Below are 23,323 nucleotides of genomic sequence, written 5' to 3'. Positions count from 1 at the left end.
GCAGATGACGGAACAGACGGCACCCACCGACCACCCCTCCGCGGACCGGGCCCCCACCGGGCGCCCCGAGCACACCCCGGCCGGCGGCCCACGCCCCCTCGGCCAGCTCCGCACCTGGCCGAGATCCTTCGCCGACCGGCTGACCGCGCCCCTCCCCGGCGTACGGGCCATGGCCAGGCTCGCGCGCGAGGGAGCGGTGCGGCCCACCGCCGAAGGCCTCCGGGACATCCCGCACCTGCCGTTCCAGCCCGAGCCCCTGCCCGACGTGGAGCCCGGCGCCGTCGCCGTCACCTGGGCCGGGCACGCCAGCTGGATCATCCGCATCGGCGGGCTCACCGTCCTCACCGACCCCGTCTGGTCCCGCCGCATCCTCGGCACGCCCGCCCGCATCACCCCCGTCGGCGTGCGATGGGAGGACCTGCCGCCCGTCGACGCCGTCGTCATCAGCCACAACCACTACGACCACCTGGACGCCCCCACCGTAAGAAGACTGCCCCGCGACACCCCCGTCTTCGTCCCCGCCGGCCTCGGCCGCTGGTTCCGCCGCCGCCGCTTCACCCACGTCACCGAACTCGACTGGTGGGAGACCGCCGAACTGCGTGGCGTCCGCTTCGACTTCGTCCCCTCCCACCACTGGTCCAAGCGCACCCTCACCGACACCTGCCGCTCCCTGTGGGGCGGCTGGGTGCTCGCCGACCGCCACGGGCACCGCGTCTACTTCGCGGGCGACACCGGCTACGGCCACTGGTTCAAGGAGATCGGCCGCCGCCACCCCGGCATCGACGTCGCCCTCCTGCCCATCGGCGCCTACGCCCCCCGCTGGTGGCTGCGCGACGTCCACACCGACCCGGAAGAGGCCGTCCAGGCCCACCAGGACCTCGGCGCCCGGATCATGGCCCCCATGCACTGGGCCACCTTCGTCCTCTCCTCCGAACCGGTCATGGAACCCCTCACCCGCGTCCGCGCCGCCTGGGAAAAAGCCGGCCTGCCCCGCGACCACCTCTGGGACCTCCCCGTCGGCGCCTCGCGCCTTCTTTAGGAGGCTCGGTTCGGCTCCGGGGCGCTGAAGCGTGCGTCGACGGTCGATCGTGCTCGGCCGCTCGTTCCTCGCGGCCTCCGCGCGTTCTCCCTTTCGACGCCCGCGCGCCCCTTCACCTCACTCGCCCCAGGCACCGCGGCTGAGCCCCCACCGCCCCGGCGGTGACCCCGACACCGCCCCGGGGCTGAGCCCCCACCGCCCGGGGGTGCCCCTCCACCGCCCCGGTGGTGACCCCCCACCGCCCGGGGGTGACCCCGGCACCGTCCGGGGCTGACCGCCCATGCGGTGACCGCCGCACCGCCCAGGGCCTGACCGCCCCGGCGGTGACCGCCGCACCGCCCCGGGGGTGACCGCCTGAGGGCCGCCGCTCAGGTGTGGCGCACGCGCCGCCACACCGATGGCACCGCGCTGATCAGCACCGTCAGGGCCACCGCCGCCAGGACGCCCTCCCAGGGGCGGGCGAAGAGCGAGCCGCCCAGGATGCCGATCAGCTGGTACGTCACCGCCCACGCCAGGCACGCCGGGAGGTTGCCGCGTACGAAGCGGCGCAGCGGCATCCCGGCCAGCAGGCACGCCAGCATCACCGGGATCCGGCCCGCCGGGACCAGCCGGGACAGCACCAGCACCGACACCCGGTGCTCCCGCAGCTTGGCCTGCGCCTGCTCCAGCCGGTCCGGCGCCGCCCGCCCCCGCAAAGCCTCCAGCCACCGCGAACCGTTCTTCGACCGCACGCCCCGCCGCCCCAGCCAGTACAGCGCCACGTCACCCGTGAACGCCGCGCCCGCCGCCAGCGCGAACACCACCAGCAGCGCGACCGGCGACGTCTGATGGAACGCCACCACCGCCGCCGAGCTGACGATCGCCCCCGTGGGGATCACCGGCACCAGCGCCCCCAGCGCCACCAACAGGAACAGCGCCGGATAGCCGACCGCCTGCTGGGTCGACTCGGGCGGCAACTGGGCCACCGCCCCGATCACCCGGACACCTCCGGCCGCACGCTCTCGCCGTGCCCCAGCCGGTGCACGGCCACCCCCGGCGCCAGCCGCGCCGCGTGCCGTACGAACTCCTCACCCGGCGCGTGGAACTCGTGCGGCCGCACCGCGTCCAGCCCGATCGGCCAGTACGTGCCGTAGTGCACCGGCACCGCCGCGCGCGGCGCCAGCGCGGCCAGCGCCTCGGCCGCCCGGGACGCGTCCAGGTGCCCGTGCCCCAGGAACGGCCCCCATCCGCCGACCGGCAGCAGCGCCACGTCCACCTCCCCGACGGCCGCCGCCATCCCGTCGAACAGCCCGGTGTCCCCGGCGAAGTACGTGCGCGCCGCACCGCTGATCACGTACCCGAGCGCGGGGGAGAGGTGCGGCCCCACCGGCAGCCGCCGCCCGTCGTGGCGCGCCGGCACCGCCCGTACGACCAGCTCGTCCACCTTCACCTCGTCGCCGACCGCCACCTCGGTGATCCGCAGTCCGCCCGCCGCGCCCACCCTCCGCAGCCCAGGCACCGCGCGCGTGGCGCCGCGCGGCACGATCAGCCGTGTACCGGGCGCGAGCCGCGCCAGCGACGGCAGGTGCAGGTGGTCGGAGTGCAGGTGCGAGATCAGCACCGCCTCCGCCCGCGCGGCCGCCGCCGGCGGCAGTTCACCGCGCCGCCGCCGCAGATGGGCCAGCCGGCGCACGAACAGTGGATCGGTGAGCACCCGCACTCCCGAGTCCTGGACCGTACAGGTGGCATGACCCCACCACGTGACCTCCACCGGCACGCCCGCCCTCCTCGCTCCCGCGTCGCTCCTCCGAGCTCTTACGAGCGTAAATGCGCGCCTCCTCGCCCGGAGGCGATCGGAGTAGGGTCGGCGGCATGGACGACGTACGCGTGGCGGCGATCGCCAGTCTGACGCCGCTCGAGGAGCTCGACAGCGACCCCTTCCTGGTCGACACGCGCAGCCAGCACGCCATGTGCGAGCGGTGGGCGGCCGACAAGGGCTATGTCGTCAGCCGGCAACTGCTGTTCTACGGGATGCGGCCCGACCACCGGATGCTGTGGGCCGACGTCGAGGCGGGCGCGGTCGACCTGTTCGTCGCGCCCAACGAACGGGTCCTGGACCGGGCGCTGACGTCCGCGCGGGACTTCACGGCGGAGTGCGAGCGCCGGGGCGTACGGCTGGAGACGGCCGAGCTCGACGAACCGGCGTACGACGCGGCGATGAAGGCCCATGTGCACCGCCGGCTCTCCATGCCGACGGCGGGCTACGACGGCTGCTGAGCCGGGCAGGAGCGAGCGGCGTGGTCACAGCGCGATGGCGTACGGCGGGCGGTGCCCTGCTGCGGATCGTCGTGGTGTGGGCGGTGTCGACCGTCACCATGCTGGCGCTCGCGGGCCTCCTGCCCGACTTCCAGCTCCAGTCCGACGACGGCGACAGCATCACCCGCACCGCCGTCACCGCCGCCTGGGGCGCGGGGGCGTTCGGCCTGCTGAGCGCGCTGGTGTGGCCGCTGGTCGTCCGCGCCCTGCTGCTCGTGCCCGCCCTCGTCCTCGGGCTCCTCGCCTTCTTCCTCAACGGCTCGCTGCTGCTGGTCGCCCTCTGGCTCATCCCCGACGGGCGCGGCGAGGCCGACCCGGAGAACGCCGTCGTGGTCGCCGCCGTCATGTCGGCCGTCGCGTCCGCCACGTCCACCGCCCTGGCCGTACGCGACGACAACGCCTACCGGCGCCGCCTGTACCGGCTCGCCGGCCGGCGGCACTCCAGGCCCCCGGCGCCCGGCCCCGGCAGCCCGCCCGGCACGGTGTTCCTCCAGCTCGACGGCGTCGGGCACCAAGTGCTGCGCGACGCCGTCGCCGACGGGATCATGCCGACCGTCGCGGCCTGGCTGGGCTCCACCCACCGCCTCACCCCCTGGCGCACCGACTGGTCCAGCCAGACCGGCGCCAGCCAGCTCGCCATCCTGCACGGCACCAACCACGACGTACCCGCCTTCCGCTGGTACGAGAAGGACGCCGGCCGGCTCATGGTCAGCAACCGGCCCGCCAGCGCCGTCGAGCTCCAGCGCCGCGCCATCGCGCGCACCGGCGACGGCGGGCTGCTCACCCTGGACGGCGCGAGCCGCGGCAACCTCTTCAGCGGCGGCGCCGACCAGCTCGCCCTCGTGCTGTCGGTCTCCGCGCGCCGGGGCCGCCGCAACCGCTCCCGGGCCGGGTACGTCGCGTACTTCCGGGACCCCGCCAACGCCGTCCGTACCGCCATCTCGTTCGTCGCCGAGGTCGGCCGGGAGATCGGCCAGTCCACCCGGTCCCGCCTCCGGCAGGAGACCCCACGGGTCGGCCGCGGCGGGCTGTACCCCTTCATCCGGGCCTTCGCGACCGTCGTCGAGCGGGACGTGGTCGTCGCCGCCGTCATGGGCGACATGCTCGCCGGCCGCACCGCCGTGTACGCCGACCTCGTCGCGTACGACGAAGTGGCGCACCACTCCGGTCCCCGCAGCCGCGACGCGGCGAAGGTCCTGGAACGGCTCGACCGGTCCATCGCCCTGATCGCCAAGGTCGCCGACCACGCCCCGCGTCCCTACCGGATCGTGCTGCTCTCCGATCACGGCCAGAGCCCGGGCGAGACCTTCGAGTCCGCGTACGGCCTCACCCTGCGCGACCTGGTCCGGGCCGGCTGCGGGCTGCCCGTACCGCGCCGCGCGCACCACACCCCGAGCGGCGCCGAGGCACGCGGCGCGCTGCGCAGCGCGGTGCACCTGCCGGTGGAGGAGGGCCGCGAGGAGCGGCCGGGCCGCGCCTCCGGCCCGATCGTGCTGGCCTCCGGCAACCTGGGCCTGATCTCCTTCCCGGACGTGCCCCACCGCATGTCCCGCGAGGAGATCGAACGCCGCCACCCCGCCCTGCTGCGCACCCTCGCGAACCACCCGGGCATCGGCTTCCTGCTCGTACGCAGCGAGGAACACGGCTCGGTGGTGCTCGGCCCGGACGGGCTCGAAGTCCCCGTCGACGACCTCACCGACGACGGCCCGCTCGCCCCCTACGGCCCGGGCACCGCCGACGCCGTCCGGCGCACCGACTCCTTCCCGCACGTCGCGGACATCATGGTGAACTCCATGTACGACCCGGAAACCGGCACCGTGCACGCCTTCGAGGAGCAGATCGGTTCCCACGGCGGGCTGGGCGGCGAGCAGTCGGAGGCGTTCCTGCTCTCCCCGCGCACCCTGTCCGCGCCGGTCGCGGACGGCAGCCGGCTGATCGGCGCGGAGGCGGTCCACCGGGTGCTGCGGCGCTGGCTGCGCGAGACCGAGGGCCCACAGGTGCCCCTTGAGGAATCCCCGTCCCGTCCCCGACCGGAAGAAGCATTTCCGGTTGCCGACCGCGTCTCGCCGGACAAACACGGCTGATTTGGTGCAGCGTTCGCCGTACCCGAACATGTTCGGGTTTGTACGGCGAAAGGCGCACCACCCCCCATGATCACCGACCCCACCCCCGACGAGCGCTCGAAGCACGCCCGCAGCTTCGGACTGCCCATCGCGACCGCCCTGGTCATGGGCAACATCATCGGCGGCGGGATCTTCCTCCTCCCCGCCTCCGTCGCCCCCTACGGCACCATCAGCCTCGTCGCCTTCGCCGTCCTCACCGTAGGCGCCCTCGCCCTCGCGCTCGTCTTCGGCCGCCTCGCTCAGCGGCACCCCCTCACCGGCGGCCCCTACGTCTACGCCCGCGAGGCCTTCGGCGACTTCGCCGGATTCCTCGCCGCCTGGTCGTACTGGATCACCACCTGGGTCTCCAACGCGGCGCTGGCCGTCGCCGCCGTCGGCTACCTCGACGTCCTCGTCCCCGTCCACGAGTCCAAGGCCGCGACGATCGCGGCGGCGCTGGCCCTCCAGTGGCTGCCCGCCCTCGCGAACCTCGCCGGTACGCGCTACGTCGGCGCCGTCCAACTCGTCGCCACGGTCCTCAAGTTCGTCCCCCTCCTCCTGGTGGCCGTCGGCGGCCTGTTCTTCTTCGACTCCGCCAACCTCGGCCCCTTCCAGGCGAGCGACTCCGGCGCCGTCGGCGCGGTCTCCGCGTCCGCCGCCATCCTGCTCTTCAGCTACCTGGGCGTGGAGTCCGCCGCCGTCAGCGCCGGCGAGGTGCGCGACCCGCAGCGCAACGTCGGCCGCGCCACCATCCTCGGCACGCTCGGCGCCGCCGTCATCTACCTGCTGGGCACCCTCTCCGTCTTCGGGCTCGTCGCCCATGACCGGCTCGTCGAGTCCAGCGCGCCCTTCTCCGCCGCCGTCAACACCATGTTCGGGGGCTCCTGGGGCGGCACCGCCGTCGCTTGCATGGCCCTCGTCTCCATGGTCGGCGCCCTCAACGGCTGGACGCTGCTGAGTGCCCAGACCCCGTACGCGGCGGCCAAGGACGGCCTCTTCCCGCAGATGTTCACCCACAAGCGGGGCGGCGTCCCCACGTACGGCGTCCTCGTCACCGTCGTCCTCGCCTCCCTGCTGACCGTCTACAACTACACGGCCGGCTCCGAGGGCGTCTTCGAGATCCTCGTCCTCGTCACCACCTTCACCGCCACGGTGCCCTACCTGCTGTCGACGGCCGCGCAGATCTACTTCCTCGCCTCCGGCCGGTCCTCGCGCGTCCACCGCCCCCGCCTCGTCCGCGACGCGGTCCTCTCCCTGATCGCCTTCGCCTTCTCCATGTGGCTGGTCGCCGGCTCCGGTTACGCGGCGGTCTACCAGGGCGTGCTGTTCCTCTTCGCGGGCGTACTGGTCTACGCCTGGATGTCGGCGCGCAAGCAGCGCGCGTAGCGCACGGCCCGCACCCGGAGCACCAGCGGGGCGGGGCCGTGGCGGCCGCCGCCGGGGCGCCGCCCCGTGGCGCACCGGGGAGAGGGCGCCGCCCCGGGGGCACCGAGAACAGGCACCGCCCCGTCGAGCAGGGGGACCCCCAACGTCCCGCGGAACGACTGCCCACAACGGGTTCGCCGGCCTCCGCGCCGCCCCCGCGCCAGGCGCCGACAACAACCGCCTCCGCGGAAAATGGGCTGCGCCGGATGGTGATGTGCGCTCAGACTGGGCGAGCCCGACATCCGTTCGGGCATCGACAGTCCGGGCGCACCGGACCTCCTCGCATCCCCCGGAGTTCACACTGCAGGCCGCCGTCACCGTCACGCCCGCCCGGATCCCCGAGCTGCTGCTCGGCCTCGCGACCGTACGCCCCGTCTTCCTCTGGGGCGCGCCCGGCATCGGCAAGTCGTCCCTCGTACGGAACTTCGCCGAGTCCCTCGGCCTGGAGTGCGTCAGCCTGCTGGGCACCCAGCTGGCGCCCGAGGACCTCATCGGCGTCCCGCAGATCCGGGACGGCAAGTCCGTGTTCTGCCCGCCGGAGGCCATCGCGCGTGACGAGCCGTACTGCCTGTTCCTCGACGAGCTGAACGCCGCCACCCCCGACGTACAGAAGGCGTTCTACTCGCTCATCCTCGACCGGCGCATCGGGAACTACGAACTGCCCCCCGGCTCCATCGTCATCGGCGCCGGCAACCGCGCCACCGACAACGCGCTGGCCCGCCCCATCGCCTCCGCGCTCGTCAACCGCCTCACGCACGTCCACCTGCGAGCCTCCGCCGCCGACTGGCTGGTGTGGGCGGGCGAGAACGGCATCCACCCCTGGGTCACCGACTACCTCACCGACCGGCCCGACCACCTCTGGTCGCAACCGCCCAAGACCGAGGAGCCGTTCTCCACGCCCCGCTCCTGGCACATGCTCTCCGACGCGCTGCACTCCTTCGGGCCGACGCTCGACGAGGAGACGCTGAAGATCGTCGCGCACGGCACCCTCACGCCCGCGCACGCCGTCTCCTTCTGCGGGTACGCCAAGATCGTGCGGCACGCGTACGGCATCGACGCCATCATCAAGGGCGACGCGTCCTGGCCGAACCGCATCGAGGACCGCGACCTGCTCTACTACCTCGCCGACGCCTTCCGCGGCCGCCTCATCAAGGAACTCCCGCCGGTGAAGAGCGAGATCTCACCCGCTCTCCGGCAGGCCGCCCACCGCGCCAAGTCGCTGCTCGTCCAGCTCGCCGAGATCTCCGTCGAGGTCGCCCAGACCGTCATCGCCGACGACGCCGACGGACAGCCCGTGCTGCCCGCCTGGTTCCTCGTCGAGGCCGCCCGGGACATGCCGCGCCTCGTCGAGGCCCGCCGATGACCCCTGCGCGGCCCGCCAAGAAGAAGCGCAACGACCCGGCCGCCGAGGCCTTCCTCGCCGGGCTCGCCATCGTCAAGCGCAACCCCGCGCTCGCCGCGCTGGAGGCGGACATCTGCCGCAGCCGCGACTGTGAGAAGGCCCCGCGCCACGGCCTCGCCGTCGTCGACTCCAACGGCACGGTCCACGTCCACCCCGACCGCCGCGCCGAACCCGCCCAGTGGGCCTGGGCCCTGGCCCACTGCCTGCTCCACCTGGGCTTCGGCCACGCCCCCGCCCACCAGGACGAACGCCGTCCGCAGCCCGACCACTACGACCTCGCCGCCCGCTGCGCCGTCGTCAACCGCTTCCTGCTCACGTTCCCCGTCGGCTACCCCCCCGAGCACCTCCCCGCCTCGTACCCCGACGGCGACGAGGAGCAGCTCGCCGCCCGCTGGCGGCGTGACGGCGTCCCCGCCCCGTACGAACACGGCGGCACGGCGGGCGACGCGGCGGACCAGATCCTCGTGGCGTGGCCCGCCTGGCGCACCGCCCCGGACTGGCAGCTCACCTTCGGGCACGCCCTGACCCGTACCGTGTCCGCCGCGATGGACGTCGCGGGCGGCCGGCGCGACGCGCTCACCGGTGAGATCCGGCCGAAGCAGCCCTGGGACCGGGCGCTGAGCTGGTTCATCTCCTCCTACCCGCTGCTCGGCGGCATCGCCTCCGGCATGAAGCTGGTCGCCGACGCCGAACTCGCCCGCGCCCACGGCATCGCGATCGCCGCCGTCGACGCCACGCTCGGCGAGATCTACCTCAACCCGCTGCGGCAGTACGAGGACGAGGAGTGGCGGTTCGTCCTCGCCCACGAGATGCTCCACGCCGCACTGCGCCACGGCGACCGGCGCGGCGCCCGGGACCCGTACCTCTTCAACGTCGCCGCCGACTACGTCATCAACGGCTGGCTCGTCGAGATGGGCGTCGGCACCATGCCCGAGGGGCTGCTGTACGACCCTGACATCAAGGGCCTGTCCGCGGAGGAGGTGTACGACCGGATCGTCACCGACGCCCGCCGGATGCGGCGCCTGGCGACCCTTCGCGGCAAGGGCACCGGCGACATCCTGGGCGAACCGCTCGGCGGGCGCCCCCAGGACTACGTCGACCTGGACGAGTTCTACCGGCGCGGCCTGGTCCAGGGTTTCGACCTGCACGTCAGCGGGGAGCGCGGGCTGCTGCCGGCCGGACTCGTCGAGGAGATCCGGGCGCTGGCGCACCCGCCGGTGCCGTGGGACGCGCGACTGGCGCGCTGGTTCGACGAGTTCGTGCCCCGCCCCGAGCCGGTGCGCAGCTATGCGCGGCCGGCCCGCCGCCAGGCGTCCACGCCGGACATCCCGCGCGCCGGGCGGTACTTCCCGCCCGAGGAGGTCGCGCGGTGCACGTTCGGCGTCGTCCTCGACACGTCCGGCTCCATGGACCGGCGCCTGCTCGGCAAGGCGCTCGGCGCGATCGCCTCGTACGCCGAGGCCCGGGACGTACCGGCGGCGCGCGTCGTCTTCTGCGACGCGGCACCCCACGACGTGGGCTACCTGCCCGCCACGGAAATCGCCGGGCGGGTACGGGTCCGGGGCCGTGGCGGCACGGTCCTCCAGCCGGGTGTCGACCTCCTCCAGCGCGCCGAGGACTTCCCGCCCACGGCACCGCTGCTGATCATCACCGACGGGTACTGCGACACGCTCCGCGTCCGCCGCGAGCACGCCTACGTGATCCCGGAGGGCGGATCGCTGCCCTTCACGGCGCGGGGCCCGGTCTTCCGCCTCCGCTGAACGGGCGGTTCTCGCGCTGAACGGGCACACCGTGTCCGGTCACGGGCAAAGGAACGCCCATGACCAGCATGACCGGGTTCGCCGTCGCCGCCGTACGCCGGGCCGTGCTGGTCGCCCTCCTGGTGCTGGCCGCCCTGCTGGGCGTCGCGGCCGGGACCGGACCGGCCATGGGCGCCGAGCCCCGCCCGGCCGCCTCGGCCGCGCCCGACCCGGACCTGACGGAGGCGGAGGCGGCCGCCCCGCACCGCGCGGACCGCCGCCACCGGCGCGCCGTCCACCCCCCGGCCCACCACCCGGCCGGCCCGCCGGCGTCCTCCCGCCCCGCGACCCCGCCCCCGGCCGGCCACCCGCCCGTCCGCCCCCTCCGGTGCGTGGTCCTGCGGTGCTGAGCGGTACGCCCCACAGCCCACCGCAGGCCGACCACCCACCGAACCGGGAGCCCCACCATGCCCATCGACCCCTTCGCGGCCCTGAACGCCCTGATCCGCGCCGAAGCCACCCGCTCCGCCGACCCCGACCCGGCACCCCCCACCACCCCGGACCCGACCCCCCAGACCCCCGAGGAGGACGACCACTGACCCCGCCCCGCCAACCCGTCCCGGGACGGACCCCGCCACACCGGGCGCCCGTCCGCCGACGCGGCCGTGCCTCCGCCGTACGCAGCAGCCGCAGGTCGCGGCGGGGGCGAGGGATAAGGCAGCCGCTCGTCGCGGCGGACGGGCAAGCGCCCGGCGCGAAGCTGCCGCGCTCGGCCGGGGCCCGGGGGCGCCGGGCGCCCGGGGACCGTGCCCAACGGGGCGTGGGGGCGTCAGCCCCCGCTCGACACCCCCCGCGCCGCCCCCGCCAGCGCGTCCAGCACCGGCCGGATCAGCGGGTGGTCCTCCGCACCCCGCCGCACCGCCGCGAACACGCGCCGGAACGCCGCCGGCCCCGCCACCGGGCGGACCACCACGTCCTTCAGTTCGATGCCCCGCAGGGCGGAGCGCGGCACCAGCGCGACGCCCGCGCCCGCGCCCGCCAGGGCGACCACCGCGCGGAAGTCGTCCGAGGAGTGCACCAGCCGCGGGTCGAAGCCGGCCAGCTCGCAGGCGAGGAGGACCATGTCGTGGCACGGGTTGCCGGGGTACGGGGCGATCCAGTCGGCCTCCGCCAGCGACGCCAGCGCCACCTCCGGTTCCTGCCCCAGCGGATGTCCCGCGTGCAGCACCGCGTCGAACGGCTCCGCGTACAGCGGCACGCGGGCGAGGCGCCGGTCGCCCTCCCGTGGCGCGCCCCGGTACTCCACGGCGACCGCCACGTCCGCCTCGCCGTCCAGGACCAGCGGCAGCGACTCGTCGCCCTCCGCGTCCCGCACCCGCACCCGGATGCCGGGGTGGGCGGAAGCCAGCCGTCCGATCGCGGGGGCGAGCACTTCCGCGATGCCGGTCGCGAACGCGGCGACCGTCACCTCGCCGGCCGCACCGCCCGCGTACGCCGCGAGCTCCGCCTCCGCCCGCTCCAGCTGCGCCAGCACCTCGTTGGCGTGCTCCAGCAGGATCTCGCCGGCCGCGGTGAGCCGTACGCCCTTGCCGCTGCGGGTCAGCAGCACGTGCCCCGTCTCCTGCTCCAGCGCGGCGAGCTGCTGCGAGACGGCGGACGGGGTCAGGTACAGGGCCGCGGCCGCGGCGGTCACCGTACGGTGGTCCGCCGCGGCCCGCAGGATGCGCAGCCGCCGGGGGTCGATCACCCCGCCATTGTCGCGCGCGCGTCGGTGAACGCCGCCACCGCCCGCTCCACGTCCGCCGTCGAGTGCGCCGCCGACAGCTGCACCCGGATCCGGGCCTGGCCCATCGGGACGACCGGGTACGAGAAGCCGATCACGTACACGCCCCGCTCCAGCAGCAGCTCCGCCATCCGGCCGGCCTCGGCCGCGTCGCCGATCATCACCGGGGCGATCGGGTGGTCGCCGGGCAGGATCTCGAAGCCCGCCTCCGTCATCCTCGTACGGAACAGCTTCGTGTTGGCGTCCAGCCGCTCCCGCAGCTCACCGGCGGTCTCCAGCAGGTCCAGGACCTTCAGCGACGCGGCGGCGATCACCGGCGCGAGGGAGTTGGAGAAGAGGTACGGGCGCGAACGCTGGCGCAGCAGCTCGACGATCTCCGCGCGCGCCGCCACATACCCGCCGGACGCGCCGCCCAGCGCCTTGCCGAGCGTGCCGGTGATGATGTCGACCCGGTCCATCACACCGTGCAGCTCGGGGGTGCCGCGCCCGCCCGGGCCGACGAACCCGACCGCGTGGGAGTCGTCGACCATCACCATCGCGTCGTACCGGTCGGCGAGGTCGCAGATCTCGGGCAGCGGCGCCACGTACCCGTCCATCGAGAACACGCCGTCGGTGACGATCAGGCGGCGCCGGGCGTCCTGCGTGTCCTTGAGCTGCTTCTCCAGGTCGGCCATGTCCCGGTTGGCGTACCGGTGGCGGCGCGCCTTGGACAGCCGGATGCCGTCGATGATGGAGGCGTGGTTGAGGGCGTCGGAGATCACCGCGTCCTCGGGGCCGAGGAGCGTCTCGAAGACACCGCCGTTGGCGTCGAAGCAGGAGGAGTACAGGATCGTGTCCTCCTGCCCCAGGAACGCCGACAGCCGCCGCTCCAGCTCCTTGTGGACGTCCTGCGTCCCGCAGATGAAGCGTACGGACGCCATGCCGTAGCCCCAGCGGTCCAGCGCCTCCTTGGCGGCGGCGACGACCTCGGGGTGGTCGGCGAGGCCCAGGTAGTTGTTGGCGCAGAAGTTCAGCACCTCGCCGGAGGGGACGGACACGGTCGCGCTCTGCGGGGTGCCGATGACCCGCTCCGGCTTGTAGAGACCGGCGTCACGGATCTCGTCGAGGGTGGTGCGCAGCTCGTCGCGGACGGACGCGTACATAAGCGAAAGCTCCTAGGGGAGGGGATCAGGCGGTCCAGTCGAGGATGATCTTGCCGCTGCGGGCGGTGGCCGCCTCGTCGAACGCGGCGTCGAAGTCCTGGTAGCCGTAGCTGCCGGTGATCACCGGGCTGAGGTCGAGGCCGCCCTCCAGCAGCACGGTCATCGCGTACCACGTCTCGAACATCTCCCGGCCGTAGATGCCCTTGACCGTGATCATCGAGGTGACGATCTTCGACCAGTCGACGGCGAACTCCTCGGCGGGCAGACCCAGCATCGCGATCCGGCCGCCGTGCGTCATGTTCGCGACCATGTCCCGCATGGCCTCCGGCCGGCCGGACATCTCCAGGCCGATGTCGAAGCCCTCCCGCAGCCCCAGCTGCCGCTGCGCCGCCGCGATGCCGGTCTCGGCGACATTGACCGCGAGCGTCGCGCCGACCTTGCGGGCCAGCTCCAGCCGGGACTCGCTCACATCGGTGATCACCACATTGCGGGCGCCGGCGTGCCGCGCGACCGCCGCCGCCATGATCCCGATCGGGCCCGCGCCCGTGATCAGGACGTCCTCGCCGACGAGCGGGAAGGACAGCGCGGTGTGCACGGCGTTGCCGAACGGGTCGAAGATCGCGGCGACGTCCAGGTCCACCTTCGTCCGGTGCACCCACACGTTGGACGCGGGCAGCGCCACGTACTCCGCGAACGCCCCGTCCCGCCCGACCCCGAGCCCGACCGTGGCCCGGCACAGATGGCGGCGGCCCGCGAGACAGTTGCGGCACTTGCCGCACACCAGGTGGCCCTCGCCGCTGACCAGGTCGCCGACCGCGATGTCCGTGACGTCGGCGCCGACGTGCGCCACCTCGCCGACGAACTCGTGCCCCAGTACCAGCGGCGTCGACACCGTCTGCCGCGCCCAGCCGTCCCAGGAGCGGATGTGCAGATCCGTACCGCAGATGCCGGTGCGCAGCACCCGGATCAGCACGTCGCCGGGCCCGGTCACGGGCTCCGGGACGTCCATGAGCCAGAGGCCGGGCTCGGCCTTGTGCTTGACGAGTGCCTTCATGGGTGCGGCTCCAGGCGGGAAGTCTCGGGTGGAGATCGTGCTCGGGTGGAGATCGTGAACGCGCACCAATCTGCCCACCCGCGCCCGCCGCGTCCATCGAGGTTTTCTTAAGCGGGTCAACAGCGCAGCTTCACGCGCCACGCCCGCTACGTTCGACGCATGACGACGGAGGTCTGGTACACGTCCTACGGCTCCAACACGCACACCGACCGCCTGGCGTACTACATCGTCGGCGGTACGCCCCCGGGCGCGGCCCGCGCCTACCCCGGCTGCCGCGACCGGCGCCTGCCGGCCGCGTCCGTCCCGGTGGAGCTGCCAGGCGCCGTGTACTTCGCCACCGAGTCCCCGGTGTGGACCGGCGGCCGGGCGTTCTACGACCCGCACGCCGAGGGCCGCGTCCTGGCCCGGGCGTACCGGATCACGGCCGGGCAGTTCTCGGACATCGCCGCCCAGGAGATGTACCGCGAGCCCGGCCCGGACACCGACCTCGACCTGACCGAGGTGCTGCGCGACGGCCGGGCGGTCCTGGGCGACGGCCGCTACGAGACCCTCGTCCGCCCCGCGACCCTCGACGGGCTGCCCATGCTGACCTTCACCGCTCCGTGGCGCATGCACGACGTCGCGTGGAACAGCCCCTCCGCCGACTACCTCCGCCACCTCGCCGCCGGCCTCCTCGCGGCGGGCGCGTGGGACGCGGACACCGTCGCCGCCTACCTGGCCTCCTGCCCGGGCGCGGCGGGCCACTGGACCGAGCGGCGGATCCGGCACCTGATCGCGCCCTGACCTGCCGCATTACCCCGGCGGTAATCGACCCGCCCCCGGCCCGCCCGGCATGGTTGCGGTACCGGATCCCGAGGGGCGCACTCCCACCGGGATCCGGGACCCAGCCCGTACGACCTCGATGGAGGCTGATCCGCCATGTCCCAGGCCCTGCTCGCCGGCATCTCCCGCACCACCGAGCCGCAGACCATGCTGCGCCGCTTCCTCGCCCTCGACGCCGTGGTGACCGGGGCCAACGGGCTGGCGTACGTCCTCGCCTCGGCGCCGCTCGGGCGGCTCCTCGGGGTCGACGCGACGCTCCTGCTGGAACTCGGCCTGTTCCTCACCGCGTTCGCCGCCGGCGTCGGCCACCTCGCCTCCCGGCCGCGGCCGACCGCCACGGCCGTCAAGCTGGTCGTCGACGCCAATGTCGCCTGGGCGGCCCTGAGCGTCGTCGCGCTCGTCGCCTGGCTGTCGCCCAGCACCGCGGGCGCCCTGTGGATCCCGGTGCAGGCGGCGACGGTGGCCGGTTTCGCCGCCCTCCAGTGGTCCGCCCTGCGTGCCACGGTGACCCGCTAGAGCGACTGGAGGTACGTGACCGTCGCCGGGTCGGCCGGGAGGAACGTCTCGATGGCCAGCTCGGCGACCGTCACGTCCATCGGTGTGTTGAACGTCGAGATCGACGACACGAAGGACAGCACCTGACCGTCGTGCTCGATCCGCATCGGCAGTGCGAAGTACGGGGCCGGCTCCTCGCGGTCGTCCCGGTCGCCGGCCGTCTCCGGCAGCGGATACGCCGCGACCTCCTCGTACAGCCGCCGCAGCGGCTCGGAGCGGGCCAGCGCGATCTGCCGCTGCATCTGGGCCAGCAGGTGCCCGCGCCACTCGCGCAGGTTGCGGATCCTGGGCGCCAGGCCCTCCGGGTGCAGGGTGACGCGCATGGCGTTCAGCGGCGGCGTCAGCAGGTGCTCGGGCAGCCCGTCCAGCAGCAACGAGATGCCCCGGTTCGCGGCCACCACCGTGTACGAGCCGTCGACGACGAGCGCCGGATACGGGTCGTACCCGGCCAGCAACTGCTCGATACCCGCCCGCAGCGTGCCCAGAGACGGGTCGTCCAGCGACGTCTCGGCGTACCGGGGGGCGTAACCCGCCGCCAGCAGCAGGGCGTTGCGCTCCCGCACCGGCACGTCCAGGTGCTCGGCCAGGCGCAGGACCATATCCTCGCTCGGACGGGACCGGCCCGTCTCGATGAACGAGATGTGACGGGCCGACGAGTCGGCGCGCAGCGCCAGCTCCAGCTGGCTCAGCCGCCGGCGCTCACGCCAGCCGCGCAGCAGCGGCCCTACTCCGGTACCGGACACGACAGTTGTCATACCGCAGACGGTAACCCACGTGTTGACCACGGACCGGTGCCGTCGGACCGTATCGTCACGGTCACGTCGTCATCGCCCGTACCGACCCGGAGGGAGCACGGGACATGCCCACTGAGCCGCTGTCGCAGAAGGAGATCGAGGACCGGCTGCGCGAACTGCCCGGCTGGTCCCAGGAGGGCGACCGGATCGCCCGCACCTACCGCCTGGGCACGCACTTCGCCGCCACCGCGATGGTCGTCCACGTCGCCCGGATCCAGGAGGAGCTGAACCACCACTCCGACCTCACCCTCGGCTACAACACGGTCAACCTCACCGTGAACACCCACGACGCGGGCGGCGCGATCACGGAGAAGGACTTCTCCCTCGCCGCCCGCGTCGAGGAGATCGCGCCCGTCCACGGCGCGAACTGACGGTCTACGCGCGCGTGAAGGTCATCACCCGGTTCGTCACCCAGGTCTCCTCGGTCTCCTCACCGTCCACCGAGAAGGCCTGCTCCCACCGCGCCGTGGTGGCCGTGATGCCCGACCACAGGAAGCGGACCCGGACGGCCCGCCCCGCGTAGTGGTCGTCGCCGTGGAACCGCCCCGTACCGTCCGCGTCGAAGCGGCCTCGTACGGGCGGTTCGAGGCGGCCCGTGCGGCTGTCGGCCCAGTTGAGCGTCCACTCACCGGTCTCCGGCTCGTACAGCCGCACGGTCAGGCCGCAAAACCCCTTCGAGGGGAAGACGACCTCGTCGACGTGGGCGGCGCCGCTCCAGTGGAGATGTCCGGTGGTGTGGCCGTCGAACTCCTCCCACCCGCTGCCTGGGTCGAGGAAGTCGGCGAGCATGCGGTTGTGGACGTTCCAGCGGCCTTCGAGGAAGTCGAAGCCGTTCACGCGCGCGTGCCGCCCGTCGTGCCCTCGGGGAGCGAGTCGGCCATGTACGCGTCGAGGTCGGGGCGGTCCGGCGCGAGCATGTGCCGTACCCACGCGTCCCGTTCGTGCGCGAGCGGCGGAAGCTCCCAGACGCAGCCGATCCACGGCTTGTCCAGGCGTACGAAATGCGTGGGATCCCGGTCCGGGCAGCCCAGCGACGGCTGCCCCGCCACGGCGATGGCGCAGTGCAGGACGTTGTCCCACACCCAGGTGTAGGTGTTGAGGTACGCGCCGTCGTCCCCGCCGCGGTGCAGGACGCTGAACGACGCCGGGGGAGTCCCGTCCGGCTCCGGGAGCAGGCCGGGCAGCAGCGCGTACGCGGCCTTCTCCACGTCCGGTGCGATGCCGGACGGGTCGGCGGTGACGTGGTAGCGCTTGACGCGGCGGCCGCCGGCCTCGACCGGCGGCGGGACGAAGAGGTACTTCTCTGCGAAAGGCATGGCTGGACGGTACGAGCGGTTCACTGACACCCTGTGTCAGTGAAGTCCAGCCGGCTGCTGTCGATCCTGCTCCTCCTCCAGACCCGGGGCCGCATGACCGCCGCCCAGCTCGCCGCCGAGCTGGAGGTCTCCGTCCGCACCGTCTACCGGGACGTCGAGGCACTGCACACCGCGGGCGTCCCGCTGTACGGGGACGCCGGGCACCGCGGCGGCTACGAACTGCTCGCCGGCTTCCGCACCCGGCTGACCGGCCTGTCCGCCGGTGAGGCCGAGGCGCTGTTCCTGACCGCGCTCCCCGGCCCGGCGGCCGACCTCGGGCTCGGCCCCGCCCTCGCGGGCGCCCGGCTCAAGCTGCGCGCCGCCCTGCCGCCCGGACTACGGGCGCAGGCCGACCGGATGAGCCGCAGGTTCCACCTGGACGCGCCCGGGTGGTACGCGGAGGACGACGCCGTACCGTTCCTGCCGGCCGTCGCGGAGGCGGTCTGGCGCGGCAGGGTCCTCGCCGTCCGCTACCGCCGCTGGACGGAGCCGACCGACGTCGGCCGCCGCCTGGAACCGTACGGCCTGGTGCTCAAGGCGGGCCGCTGGTACGTCGTGGCGGCACGGCCAGGCGGCTCCGGGCCGCGTACGTACCGGGTGGACCAGATCCTGGAACTCACGGTCACGGGCGAGGAGTTCGACGTACCGGACGACTTCGATCTGTCCGCGTACTGGCAGGCGCACCAGCGCGACTTCCACGCCCGCCTGCACCGGGGCGAGGCCCTCGTCCGCCTCTCGCCCCGGGGTGTGGCCCGCCTGACGGGCGCCGCCGCCCGGGCCGCCGCCACGACCGGCACCGACGAGCCGGACGGGTGGACGCGCGCCGTGCTCCCCGTCGAGTCGCCGGACCACGCCCACGACCAGTTCCTGGCGCTCGGCACGGACGTGGAGGTCCTCGCACCGGACGAACTGCGCACCCGCCTCGCCGAGACGGCCCGGGCAGTGGCGGAACGGTACGCGGCCGGCGCGTAGGACGTCGTTTCCCATGGCGGGCTGCCGGCGGGTCCGCCCGGAACGCCTCGGCCGCCGCCGCGTTCCGGGACGGTGCGCCGGGCACCTCCGCAGCGGTCCGCGCGCCGGCCCGGAGGAGGTCGCCCCAGCGCGCCGGGCAGCGCGGACGATCCTGGTGCCGGGCCGGTTTCCGGCCGCCCCAGCCGGCCCGCTGCTCTCGCCGGCCGGCCTCGACGCGGTGCCGCGCACGGAGCCGCTGTCCGTCCCGGAGGGCGGCGGCCGGCCGTGTGGGTACGTACCGGATGGACAGCGAGGTCGGCCGCCGCCTCCTGGACGCCCTGCCGCCGCTGCTGCACCTGACCGCCGAGCAGGGGAACTGCCCCGTCATGCCGGTGAGGGAGGAGGAGATCGGCCGGGACGAGCCGGGCCAGAGCGTCGTCCTCGACCGGATCCTGGACCTGCTGCTGATCGCCGCCCTGCGCGCCTGGTTCTCCCGCCCCGAGGCGGCGGCACCGGGCTGGTACCGGGCCATGGGCGACCCGGTGGTCGGCGCCGCGCTGCGGTTGATGCAGAACGACCCGGCGCGTCCCTGGACGGTCGCCTCGCTCGCCGCCGAGGCCGGCGTGTCGCGGGCCGGGCTGGCGCGCCGCTTCACCGACCTGGTGGGGGAGCCGCCGATGACGTACCTGACGGGCTGGCGGCTCGCCCTCGCCGCCGACCTGCTGCGCACCACGGACGCCACGGTCGAGTCGGTGGCCCGGCAGGTGGGCTACAGCGGCTCGTTCGCGCTAAGCGCGGCGTTCAAGCGGGTCCGGGGAGTCGGCCCGCGGGAGCACCGCGCGAGGCGACGCCACCTGTTGCCGAAGCAGCAACAAAGCTCGCCATGACGGCACCGCGCCGCCACCCTGTCCGCATGAGCCGACACCACCACGGTCACCACGACCACGATGACACCCACATGGACTGGAACGAGATGCTGCCGCTGCTGGAACAGGGCGCGGAGCTCCAGGGCCCGCTGTACCGGCAGGCCGCGGCCTGGCTCGGCGAGCTGGCACCGGCGGCCGGAGTGCGCCGGATCCTCGACATCGGCAGCGGGCCGGGCGTGCTGTCCTGCCTGCTCGCCGAAGCGTTCCCGTACGCCGAGGTCGTCGCCGTCGACGCCACGCCCGAGCTCCTGGAGCGCACCCGGGAGCGCGCCCGTGCCGCGTCCCTCGGCGACCGGGTCACCACGCACCATGCCGACCTGCCGGGCGGCATCGCCGGGCTGGGCCGCGCCGACCTGATCTGGGCGGCCGACTCCCTGCACCACCTGGGCGACCAGCGCGGCGCCGTCGCGGAGCTGGCGGGCCGCTTGCGCCCCGGTGGCCTGCTGGCGGTCGTCGAGGGCGGGCTGCCCACGCGGCGCCTGCCGCACAACTTCGGCATCGGCCGGCCGGGCCTGGAGGCCCGCATCGACGCGGTGCACGCCGACTGGTTCGCCGAGATGCGGGCGGGGCTGCCCGGCGCCAAGGAGGACGTGGACGACTGGCGGGCCCTGCTGTCCGGCGCGGGCCTCGTGCCGAGCGGCACCCGCACCTTCCTCCACGACATGCCGGCCCCCGTCACCGACGCCGTACGGCAGCAGATCGTGACCGTCTTCGCCCGCTACCGCGACGGGCTGGGCGAGCGCCTCGCGCCCGAGGACGTGGCCACGCTCGACCGGCTGCTGGACCCGGCCGACCCGCAGAGCCTGCACCACCGGCCGGACGTGTTCCTGCTGACGGCCCGCACGGTGCACACGGCCCGCCGGGGCTGAGCCCCTCAGGGCAGCGGGGGCGTGGTGTCCGGGACGGGCCGACCCGTCATCAGGGCGGCGGCGGCGGGGTGTCCTGGTACGGGCTGACCGGCTCGGGCACCCGCTCCACCGTCCGGGCGTCGAGCGCCACCGCGGCCGTCGCCGTCCCGAGCTCACCGCCGCCGCCGGGGTGCCACGTGCCCGTCACGGTCACCCAGGTGTCGGCGGAGGGCGCGGGCCTGCCGTACACGCGGATGCGCAGCGACTGGGAGTCGGCCGCGCAGCAGCTGACCACGAGCCGGGTCAGGTACCAGGTGCCGTCCTTGGCGCGCGGGTTCGCGGGCGTGACGAACCCGGTCATCAGGACCGTACGCCCGGCCAGGCTCCGGTCGCGGTCCTGCTGGACGCGCGCGATGAACCCGGACAGGGCGAGCGGGGCCGGGTCGGCGTCCGGGAGCGGACGGAACTCCGACACCGGGGCGATCAGGTTGTCGGTCTCGCGCGCCGCGGTGTACGAGCCGAGCGCGGGCGGGGCGTACAGCAGCAGGGCGAGCACGGGCAGGAAGAGGACCCAGGCGACGCGCGGCCCGCCGTCCCCGTGGCCGTGTCCGTGTCCGTCGTCCAGGGGCTCGTCGTCCGGGCGCCGTGGCGCGAACGGCAGCCCGTCCCGTACGGCACTGATGAGGCCCAGCGCGAGCAGCAGCACGGCGGACGCGATCAGGAAGGGCCGCAAGCCCTCCTTCACGTACCGCAGATAGACCTGGCTCAGCAGCGAGATGTGCAGGACGGCGGAGCCGGTGAGCAGCAGCAGGGCCGCCTGGATGTGCCGTCTCACAGCAGCCACCAGGCGGTCAGGCACGCACACGCCACGGCCACCACCGCGGTCGCCGCCGAGAAGCGCACCGCGAAGGCCCGCCCGAACGTCCCGGCCTGAAGGGCGATCAGCTTCACGTCGACCATCGGCCCCACCACCATGAACGTCAGCCGCGCGGTGGGGGAGAAGCCGGTGAGCGACGCGGCGACGAATGCGTCGGCCTCCGAGCAGACGGCGAGCACGATGGCGAGCGCGGCGAGGAACAGCACGGACAGCCAGGGGGAGTCGGCGAAGACGTCCAGTACGGAGCGGGGGACGAGCACGTTGAAGGTGGCCGCCGCCATCGCGCCGACGACGAGGAAGCCGCCCGCGTGCAGGAAGTCGTGCTGGAACCCGACCCGGAACTCCTCCCAGCGGCTGTGCCCGGCCCGGTGGCCGGTGTGGCGCGCGGGCATCTTCAGCCATTCCGCCCGGCCCCACTTCAGCCACAGCCAGCCCATGGTGGCCGCCGTCGCGAGCGATGCGACGAGCCGGGCGGCGACCATCCCGGGCTGTCCGGGAAACGCGACGGCGGTCGAGACCAGCACGACGGGGTTGACCGCCGGCGCGGACAGCAGGAACGCGAACGCGGCGGCCGGGGTGACCCCGCGCCGGATCAGGCTCCCCGCGACCGGCACGGAGGCGCACTCGCAGCCCGGCAGGACCACACCGGCGGCACCGGCGACGGGCACGGCCAGCGCGGGGTTGCGGGGCAGCGCCCGGCTGAACACCCGTGCCGGTACGAAGGCGTTGACGGCCCCGGAGACAACGGTGCCGAACAGCAGGAACGGCAGCGCCTGCACGGTGAGCGCCACACATATGGTCTGCCACGCCCGGAAGCCCGGGTGGTTCAGCACGGGCAGGGCGAGCGCGGCGATCAGCAGCAGCGATACGGCTCCGGTGACGGCGACGGACGGCGGTATCGCGCCGGGCGCGCGCTCCCGCGCGGGTGCGGCTGGGTTCATGGAGCCACACCTTATCCGCAGCGGCGAATGACAATCATTTCACCCTACTCGCCCCCGGCCGTTCCCCTGGTCAGGGGTCAGCGATACCCTGAATGGGGCATATCGGACACGATGTGAGGGGGTCGGTCCCATGTCGACAGGGACGCTCCTGGCGATCATCATTCCCGTCGCGGTGATCCTGGCCGCTCTGGCCGTGGTCGCCTTTCTCGGCTTCCGCAGCCGGCGCCTGCGTGAGCGGTTCGGACCGGAGTACGAAAGGACGGTCGAGGACACCGGAAGCCGGCTCGCCGCCGAGCGCGATCTGAGCGCACGCGAGAAACGCCACGACGAGCTGGACATCAGGCCGCTGCCGGGTGAGGCGCGGGACCGCTACACCCGGGACTGGGCCGACGTGCAGGGAGAATTCGTGGACCGCCCGGAGGACGCCGTGCAGGACGCGGACCTCCTGGTGACCTCCCTGATGCGGGAACGCGGCTACCCGACCGAGGACCTCGACCAGCGGCTGAAGGACCTGTCGGTCGAGCACGGCCGCACGATCGAGCACTACCGTGCCGCGCACGAGGTCAACAGGCTGAGCATGAAGCACCAGGCCACGACCGAGCAGCTGCGCGGAGCCATGGTGCACTACCGCGCCCTCTTCGACGAGCTGCTGTCCGACGGGGGCCAGTCCCACCGCGCCCCGGCCTGACCCGGCGCCGACCACGGCGGAGGAGGAGACATGCAACGCGAGGACATACCAGGACCCGGCGAGAGCGGCCTGTCCACCGAGGACATCGCCCAGCCGGGCGGCGCGGGCGAAGCCACCGGGGAGCGGCCGGACGCCCCCGCCTTCCCGATGGAGAGCACCGCGGAGCCGGCCGGATCGGCCCCGCCCACGGCCCCGGAGGTGGCCGTCCCGGCGGAACACGACGAGGACGAGACACCGCGGCTCCTGGCCGAGGAGGACGAGGAGGACTTCCGGACCCGCTGGCAGGACGTCCAGACCCAGTTCGTCGACGACCCCCGCGAGGCCGTGCACAAGGCCGACGCCCTCGTCGCGGACGTCATGCGGCAACTGGCCTCGACCTTCGCCGACCACAAGAAGGACCTGGAGGGTCAGTGGAACCGCGGCGAGGACGTGGACACCGAGGACCTCCGCAAGGCGCTCCGCCAGTACCGGTCGTTCTTCAACCGCCTGCTGACCACCTGACCCGTACGCACGCCCCGCACGGCGCGGACGGCGCGGCCGCACCACACGCGGCCCGCGCCGTTCCCGTGAGCCGTGGGGCTCAGC

25 protein-coding genes and 1 pseudogene are annotated in these 23,323 nt (G+C 73.9%); 16 read left to right on the top strand and 10 right to left on the bottom strand.

Features of this window, described 5'->3' with window-relative positions; translation table 11 throughout:
* The first annotated feature begins 4 nt into the window (after positions 1 to 4).
* Positions 5 to 1,039, top strand: coding sequence for an MBL fold metallo-hydrolase (locus tag AMK26_RS13555; RefSeq protein WP_073754874.1), 1,035 nt, complete (start codon positions 5 to 7; stop codon positions 1,037 to 1,039).
* A 368-nt stretch (positions 1,040 to 1,407) separates the two neighbouring features.
* Here AMK26_RS13555 and AMK26_RS13550 read toward each other — a convergent pair whose 3' ends face one another.
* Positions 1,408 to 2,016 carry a DedA family protein gene (locus AMK26_RS13550; RefSeq protein ID WP_073754873.1) on the bottom strand — a complete coding sequence of 203 codons (609 nt, stop codon included), beginning with the start codon at positions 2,014 to 2,016 and terminating at the stop codon, positions 1,408 to 1,410.
* The gene (locus AMK26_RS13545) at positions 2,013 to 2,795 is read right to left on the bottom strand and encodes an MBL fold metallo-hydrolase (protein WP_073754872.1); all 783 of its coding nucleotides are present in this window, start codon (positions 2,793 to 2,795) and stop codon (positions 2,013 to 2,015) included. Before AMK26_RS13545 ends, AMK26_RS13550 begins: the two co-directional genes overlap by 4 nt.
* Before the next feature lie 95 nt (positions 2,796 to 2,890).
* Between AMK26_RS13545 and AMK26_RS13540 the strand changes: the two genes are divergently transcribed.
* The 7 genes from AMK26_RS13540 (at position 2,891) to AMK26_RS38335 (ending at position 10,601) form a co-directional block, all read left to right on the top strand.
* Positions 2,891 to 3,295 carry a hypothetical protein gene (locus AMK26_RS13540; protein ID WP_107418091.1) on the top strand — a complete coding sequence of 135 codons (405 nt, stop codon included), beginning with the start codon at positions 2,891 to 2,893 and terminating at the stop codon, positions 3,293 to 3,295.
* 20 nt (positions 3,296 to 3,315) lie between these two features.
* Entirely contained in the window at positions 3,316 to 5,418 is a 2,103-nt protein-coding gene (locus AMK26_RS13535) for a phage holin family protein (protein ID WP_073754870.1), read from the top strand.
* 66 nt (positions 5,419 to 5,484) lie between these two features.
* Positions 5,485 to 6,822 carry an amino acid permease gene (locus AMK26_RS13530; protein WP_073754869.1) on the top strand — a complete coding sequence of 446 codons (1,338 nt, stop codon included), beginning with the start codon at positions 5,485 to 5,487 and terminating at the stop codon, positions 6,820 to 6,822.
* A 340-nt stretch (positions 6,823 to 7,162) separates the two neighbouring features.
* Positions 7,163 to 8,224 carry an ATP-binding protein gene (locus AMK26_RS13525; protein WP_073755484.1) on the top strand — a complete coding sequence of 354 codons (1,062 nt, stop codon included), beginning with the start codon at positions 7,163 to 7,165 and terminating at the stop codon, positions 8,222 to 8,224.
* Positions 8,221 to 10,023: a vWA domain-containing protein gene (locus AMK26_RS13520; RefSeq protein WP_073754868.1), complete on the top strand. Its 1,803-nt coding sequence runs from the start codon at positions 8,221 to 8,223 to the stop codon at positions 10,021 to 10,023. Before AMK26_RS13525 ends, AMK26_RS13520 begins: the two co-directional genes overlap by 4 nt.
* Before the next feature lie 59 nt (positions 10,024 to 10,082).
* Positions 10,083 to 10,412 (top strand): hypothetical protein, encoded by a 330-nt coding sequence (locus tag AMK26_RS13515; protein ID WP_073754867.1) that lies wholly within the window; start codon positions 10,083 to 10,085, stop codon positions 10,410 to 10,412.
* Between the two features lie 57 nt (positions 10,413 to 10,469).
* Positions 10,470 to 10,601, top strand: coding sequence for a hypothetical protein (locus tag AMK26_RS38335; RefSeq protein WP_274536115.1), 132 nt, complete (start codon positions 10,470 to 10,472; stop codon positions 10,599 to 10,601).
* A gap of 230 nt (positions 10,602 to 10,831) precedes the next feature.
* Here the strand turns inward: AMK26_RS38335 and AMK26_RS13510 are convergent, their stop codons facing one another.
* From AMK26_RS13510 to tdh, 3 genes are read right to left on the bottom strand one after another with little or no spacing between them, the layout of a single operon-like run.
* Positions 10,832 to 11,749, bottom strand: a complete 918-nt coding sequence (locus AMK26_RS13510; protein WP_073754866.1) for a LysR family transcriptional regulator — start codon at positions 11,747 to 11,749, stop codon at positions 10,832 to 10,834.
* Entirely contained in the window at positions 11,746 to 12,927 is a 1,182-nt protein-coding gene (locus tag AMK26_RS13505; RefSeq protein WP_073754865.1) for a glycine C-acetyltransferase, read from the bottom strand. Before AMK26_RS13505 ends, AMK26_RS13510 begins: the two co-directional genes overlap by 4 nt.
* 25 nt (positions 12,928 to 12,952) lie before the next feature.
* On the bottom strand, positions 12,953 to 13,981 hold the full coding sequence (tdh, locus tag AMK26_RS13500) for an L-threonine 3-dehydrogenase (RefSeq protein WP_073754864.1): 1,029 nt from the start codon (positions 13,979 to 13,981) through the stop codon (positions 12,953 to 12,955).
* 159 nt (positions 13,982 to 14,140) lie between these two features.
* Here tdh and AMK26_RS13495 point away from each other — a divergent pair, with 159 nt between their 5' ends.
* Both AMK26_RS13495 and AMK26_RS13490 read left to right on the top strand, forming a co-directional pair.
* Positions 14,141 to 14,764, top strand: a complete 624-nt coding sequence (locus AMK26_RS13495; protein WP_073754863.1) for a histone deacetylase — start codon at positions 14,141 to 14,143, stop codon at positions 14,762 to 14,764.
* A 135-nt stretch (positions 14,765 to 14,899) separates the two neighbouring features.
* Positions 14,900 to 15,319 carry a hypothetical protein gene (locus AMK26_RS13490; protein ID WP_073754862.1) on the top strand — a complete coding sequence of 140 codons (420 nt, stop codon included), beginning with the start codon at positions 14,900 to 14,902 and terminating at the stop codon, positions 15,317 to 15,319.
* On the opposite strand, the gene AMK26_RS13485 is transcribed toward AMK26_RS13490, so the two are convergent.
* On the bottom strand, positions 15,316 to 16,113 hold the full coding sequence (locus tag AMK26_RS13485; protein WP_073754861.1) for a helix-turn-helix domain-containing protein: 798 nt from the start codon (positions 16,111 to 16,113) through the stop codon (positions 15,316 to 15,318). The two genes, AMK26_RS13490 and AMK26_RS13485, sit on opposite strands and share 4 nt — an antisense overlap.
* Positions 16,114 to 16,217: 104 nt before the next feature.
* Here AMK26_RS13485 and AMK26_RS13480 point away from each other — a divergent pair, with 104 nt between their 5' ends.
* Positions 16,218 to 16,523, top strand: coding sequence for a 4a-hydroxytetrahydrobiopterin dehydratase (locus AMK26_RS13480; protein ID WP_073754860.1), 306 nt, complete (start codon positions 16,218 to 16,220; stop codon positions 16,521 to 16,523).
* 4 nt (positions 16,524 to 16,527) lie between these two features.
* Here AMK26_RS13480 and AMK26_RS13475 read toward each other — a convergent pair whose 3' ends face one another.
* Both AMK26_RS13475 and AMK26_RS13470 read right to left on the bottom strand, forming a co-directional pair.
* Positions 16,528 to 16,989 (bottom strand): hypothetical protein, encoded by a 462-nt coding sequence (locus tag AMK26_RS13475; protein WP_241837886.1) that lies wholly within the window; start codon positions 16,987 to 16,989, stop codon positions 16,528 to 16,530.
* Entirely contained in the window at positions 16,986 to 17,468 is a 483-nt protein-coding gene (locus AMK26_RS13470) for a hypothetical protein (protein WP_073754859.1), read from the bottom strand. The genes AMK26_RS13475 and AMK26_RS13470 overlap by 4 nt, the downstream gene beginning before the upstream one ends.
* A gap of 39 nt (positions 17,469 to 17,507) precedes the next feature.
* Here AMK26_RS13470 and AMK26_RS13465 point away from each other — a divergent pair, with 39 nt between their 5' ends.
* From AMK26_RS13465 to AMK26_RS13455, 3 genes and pseudogenes are all read left to right on the top strand, one after another.
* Positions 17,508 to 18,479 (top strand): helix-turn-helix transcriptional regulator, encoded by a 972-nt coding sequence (locus AMK26_RS13465; protein ID WP_073754858.1) that lies wholly within the window; start codon positions 17,508 to 17,510, stop codon positions 18,477 to 18,479.
* Positions 18,480 to 18,745: 266 nt separating this feature from the next.
* A pseudogene (locus tag AMK26_RS13460) lies at positions 18,746 to 19,345 on the top strand (helix-turn-helix domain-containing protein); the annotation flags it as partial.
* A 26-nt stretch (positions 19,346 to 19,371) separates the two neighbouring features.
* Positions 19,372 to 20,253 (top strand): class I SAM-dependent methyltransferase, encoded by an 882-nt coding sequence (locus tag AMK26_RS13455; protein WP_073754857.1) that lies wholly within the window; start codon positions 19,372 to 19,374, stop codon positions 20,251 to 20,253.
* 49 nt (positions 20,254 to 20,302) lie between these two features.
* Here the strand turns inward: AMK26_RS13455 and AMK26_RS13450 are convergent, their stop codons facing one another.
* Both AMK26_RS13450 and AMK26_RS13445 read right to left on the bottom strand, forming a co-directional pair.
* The gene (locus AMK26_RS13450; protein WP_073754856.1) at positions 20,303 to 21,067 is read right to left on the bottom strand and encodes a TIGR03943 family putative permease subunit; all 765 of its coding nucleotides are present in this window, start codon (positions 21,065 to 21,067) and stop codon (positions 20,303 to 20,305) included.
* The gene (locus AMK26_RS13445) at positions 21,064 to 22,050 is read right to left on the bottom strand and encodes a permease (RefSeq protein ID WP_073754855.1); all 987 of its coding nucleotides are present in this window, start codon (positions 22,048 to 22,050) and stop codon (positions 21,064 to 21,066) included. The genes AMK26_RS13450 and AMK26_RS13445 overlap by 4 nt, the downstream gene beginning before the upstream one ends.
* Positions 22,051 to 22,180: 130 nt before the next feature.
* Between AMK26_RS13445 and AMK26_RS13440 the strand changes: the two genes are divergently transcribed.
* Complete coding sequence (locus tag AMK26_RS13440; protein ID WP_073754854.1) at positions 22,181 to 22,738, top strand: hypothetical protein; 558 nt, start codon at positions 22,181 to 22,183, stop codon at positions 22,736 to 22,738.
* A gap of 30 nt (positions 22,739 to 22,768) precedes the next feature.
* Positions 22,769 to 23,239, top strand: coding sequence for a hypothetical protein (locus AMK26_RS13435; protein ID WP_073754853.1), 471 nt, complete (start codon positions 22,769 to 22,771; stop codon positions 23,237 to 23,239).
* Positions 23,240 to 23,323 lie beyond the last annotated feature (84 nt).

The organism is Streptomyces sp. CB03234 (assembly GCF_001905885.1).
GTDB lineage: Bacteria > Actinomycetota > Actinomycetes > Streptomycetales > Streptomycetaceae > Streptomyces.
This window is presented reverse-complemented; position numbering and strand designations above follow the sequence as displayed.

Coding starts and splice junctions, on each gene's coding strand:
- AMK26_RS13555 (WP_073754874.1), top strand. CDS start 5: ATGACGGAACAGACGGCACCCACCGACCACCCCTCCGCGGACCGGGCC.
- AMK26_RS13540 (WP_107418091.1), top strand. CDS start 2,891: ATGGACGACGTACGCGTGGCGGCGATCGCCAGTCTGACGCCGCTCGAG.
- AMK26_RS13530 (WP_073754869.1), top strand. CDS start 5,485: ATGATCACCGACCCCACCCCCGACGAGCGCTCGAAGCACGCCCGCAGC.
- AMK26_RS13520 (WP_073754868.1), top strand. CDS start 8,221: ATGACCCCTGCGCGGCCCGCCAAGAAGAAGCGCAACGACCCGGCCGCC.
- AMK26_RS13515 (WP_073754867.1), top strand. CDS start 10,083: ATGACCAGCATGACCGGGTTCGCCGTCGCCGCCGTACGCCGGGCCGTG.
- AMK26_RS38335 (WP_274536115.1), top strand. CDS start 10,470: ATGCCCATCGACCCCTTCGCGGCCCTGAACGCCCTGATCCGCGCCGAA.
- AMK26_RS13505 (WP_073754865.1), bottom strand. CDS start 12,927: ATGTACGCGTCCGTCCGCGACGAGCTGCGCACCACCCTCGACGAGATC.
- tdh (WP_073754864.1), bottom strand. CDS start 13,981: ATGAAGGCACTCGTCAAGCACAAGGCCGAGCCCGGCCTCTGGCTCATG.
- AMK26_RS13495 (WP_073754863.1), top strand. CDS start 14,141: ATGACGACGGAGGTCTGGTACACGTCCTACGGCTCCAACACGCACACC.
- AMK26_RS13490 (WP_073754862.1), top strand. CDS start 14,900: ATGTCCCAGGCCCTGCTCGCCGGCATCTCCCGCACCACCGAGCCGCAG.
- AMK26_RS13485 (WP_073754861.1), bottom strand. CDS start 16,113: ATGACAACTGTCGTGTCCGGTACCGGAGTAGGGCCGCTGCTGCGCGGC.
- AMK26_RS13480 (WP_073754860.1), top strand. CDS start 16,218: ATGCCCACTGAGCCGCTGTCGCAGAAGGAGATCGAGGACCGGCTGCGC.
- AMK26_RS13470 (WP_073754859.1), bottom strand. CDS start 17,468: ATGCCTTTCGCAGAGAAGTACCTCTTCGTCCCGCCGCCGGTCGAGGCC.
- AMK26_RS13455 (WP_073754857.1), top strand. CDS start 19,372: ATGAGCCGACACCACCACGGTCACCACGACCACGATGACACCCACATG.
- AMK26_RS13445 (WP_073754855.1), bottom strand. CDS start 22,050: ATGAACCCAGCCGCACCCGCGCGGGAGCGCGCGCCCGGCGCGATACCG.
- AMK26_RS13440 (WP_073754854.1), top strand. CDS start 22,181: ATGTCGACAGGGACGCTCCTGGCGATCATCATTCCCGTCGCGGTGATC.
- AMK26_RS13435 (WP_073754853.1), top strand. CDS start 22,769: ATGCAACGCGAGGACATACCAGGACCCGGCGAGAGCGGCCTGTCCACC.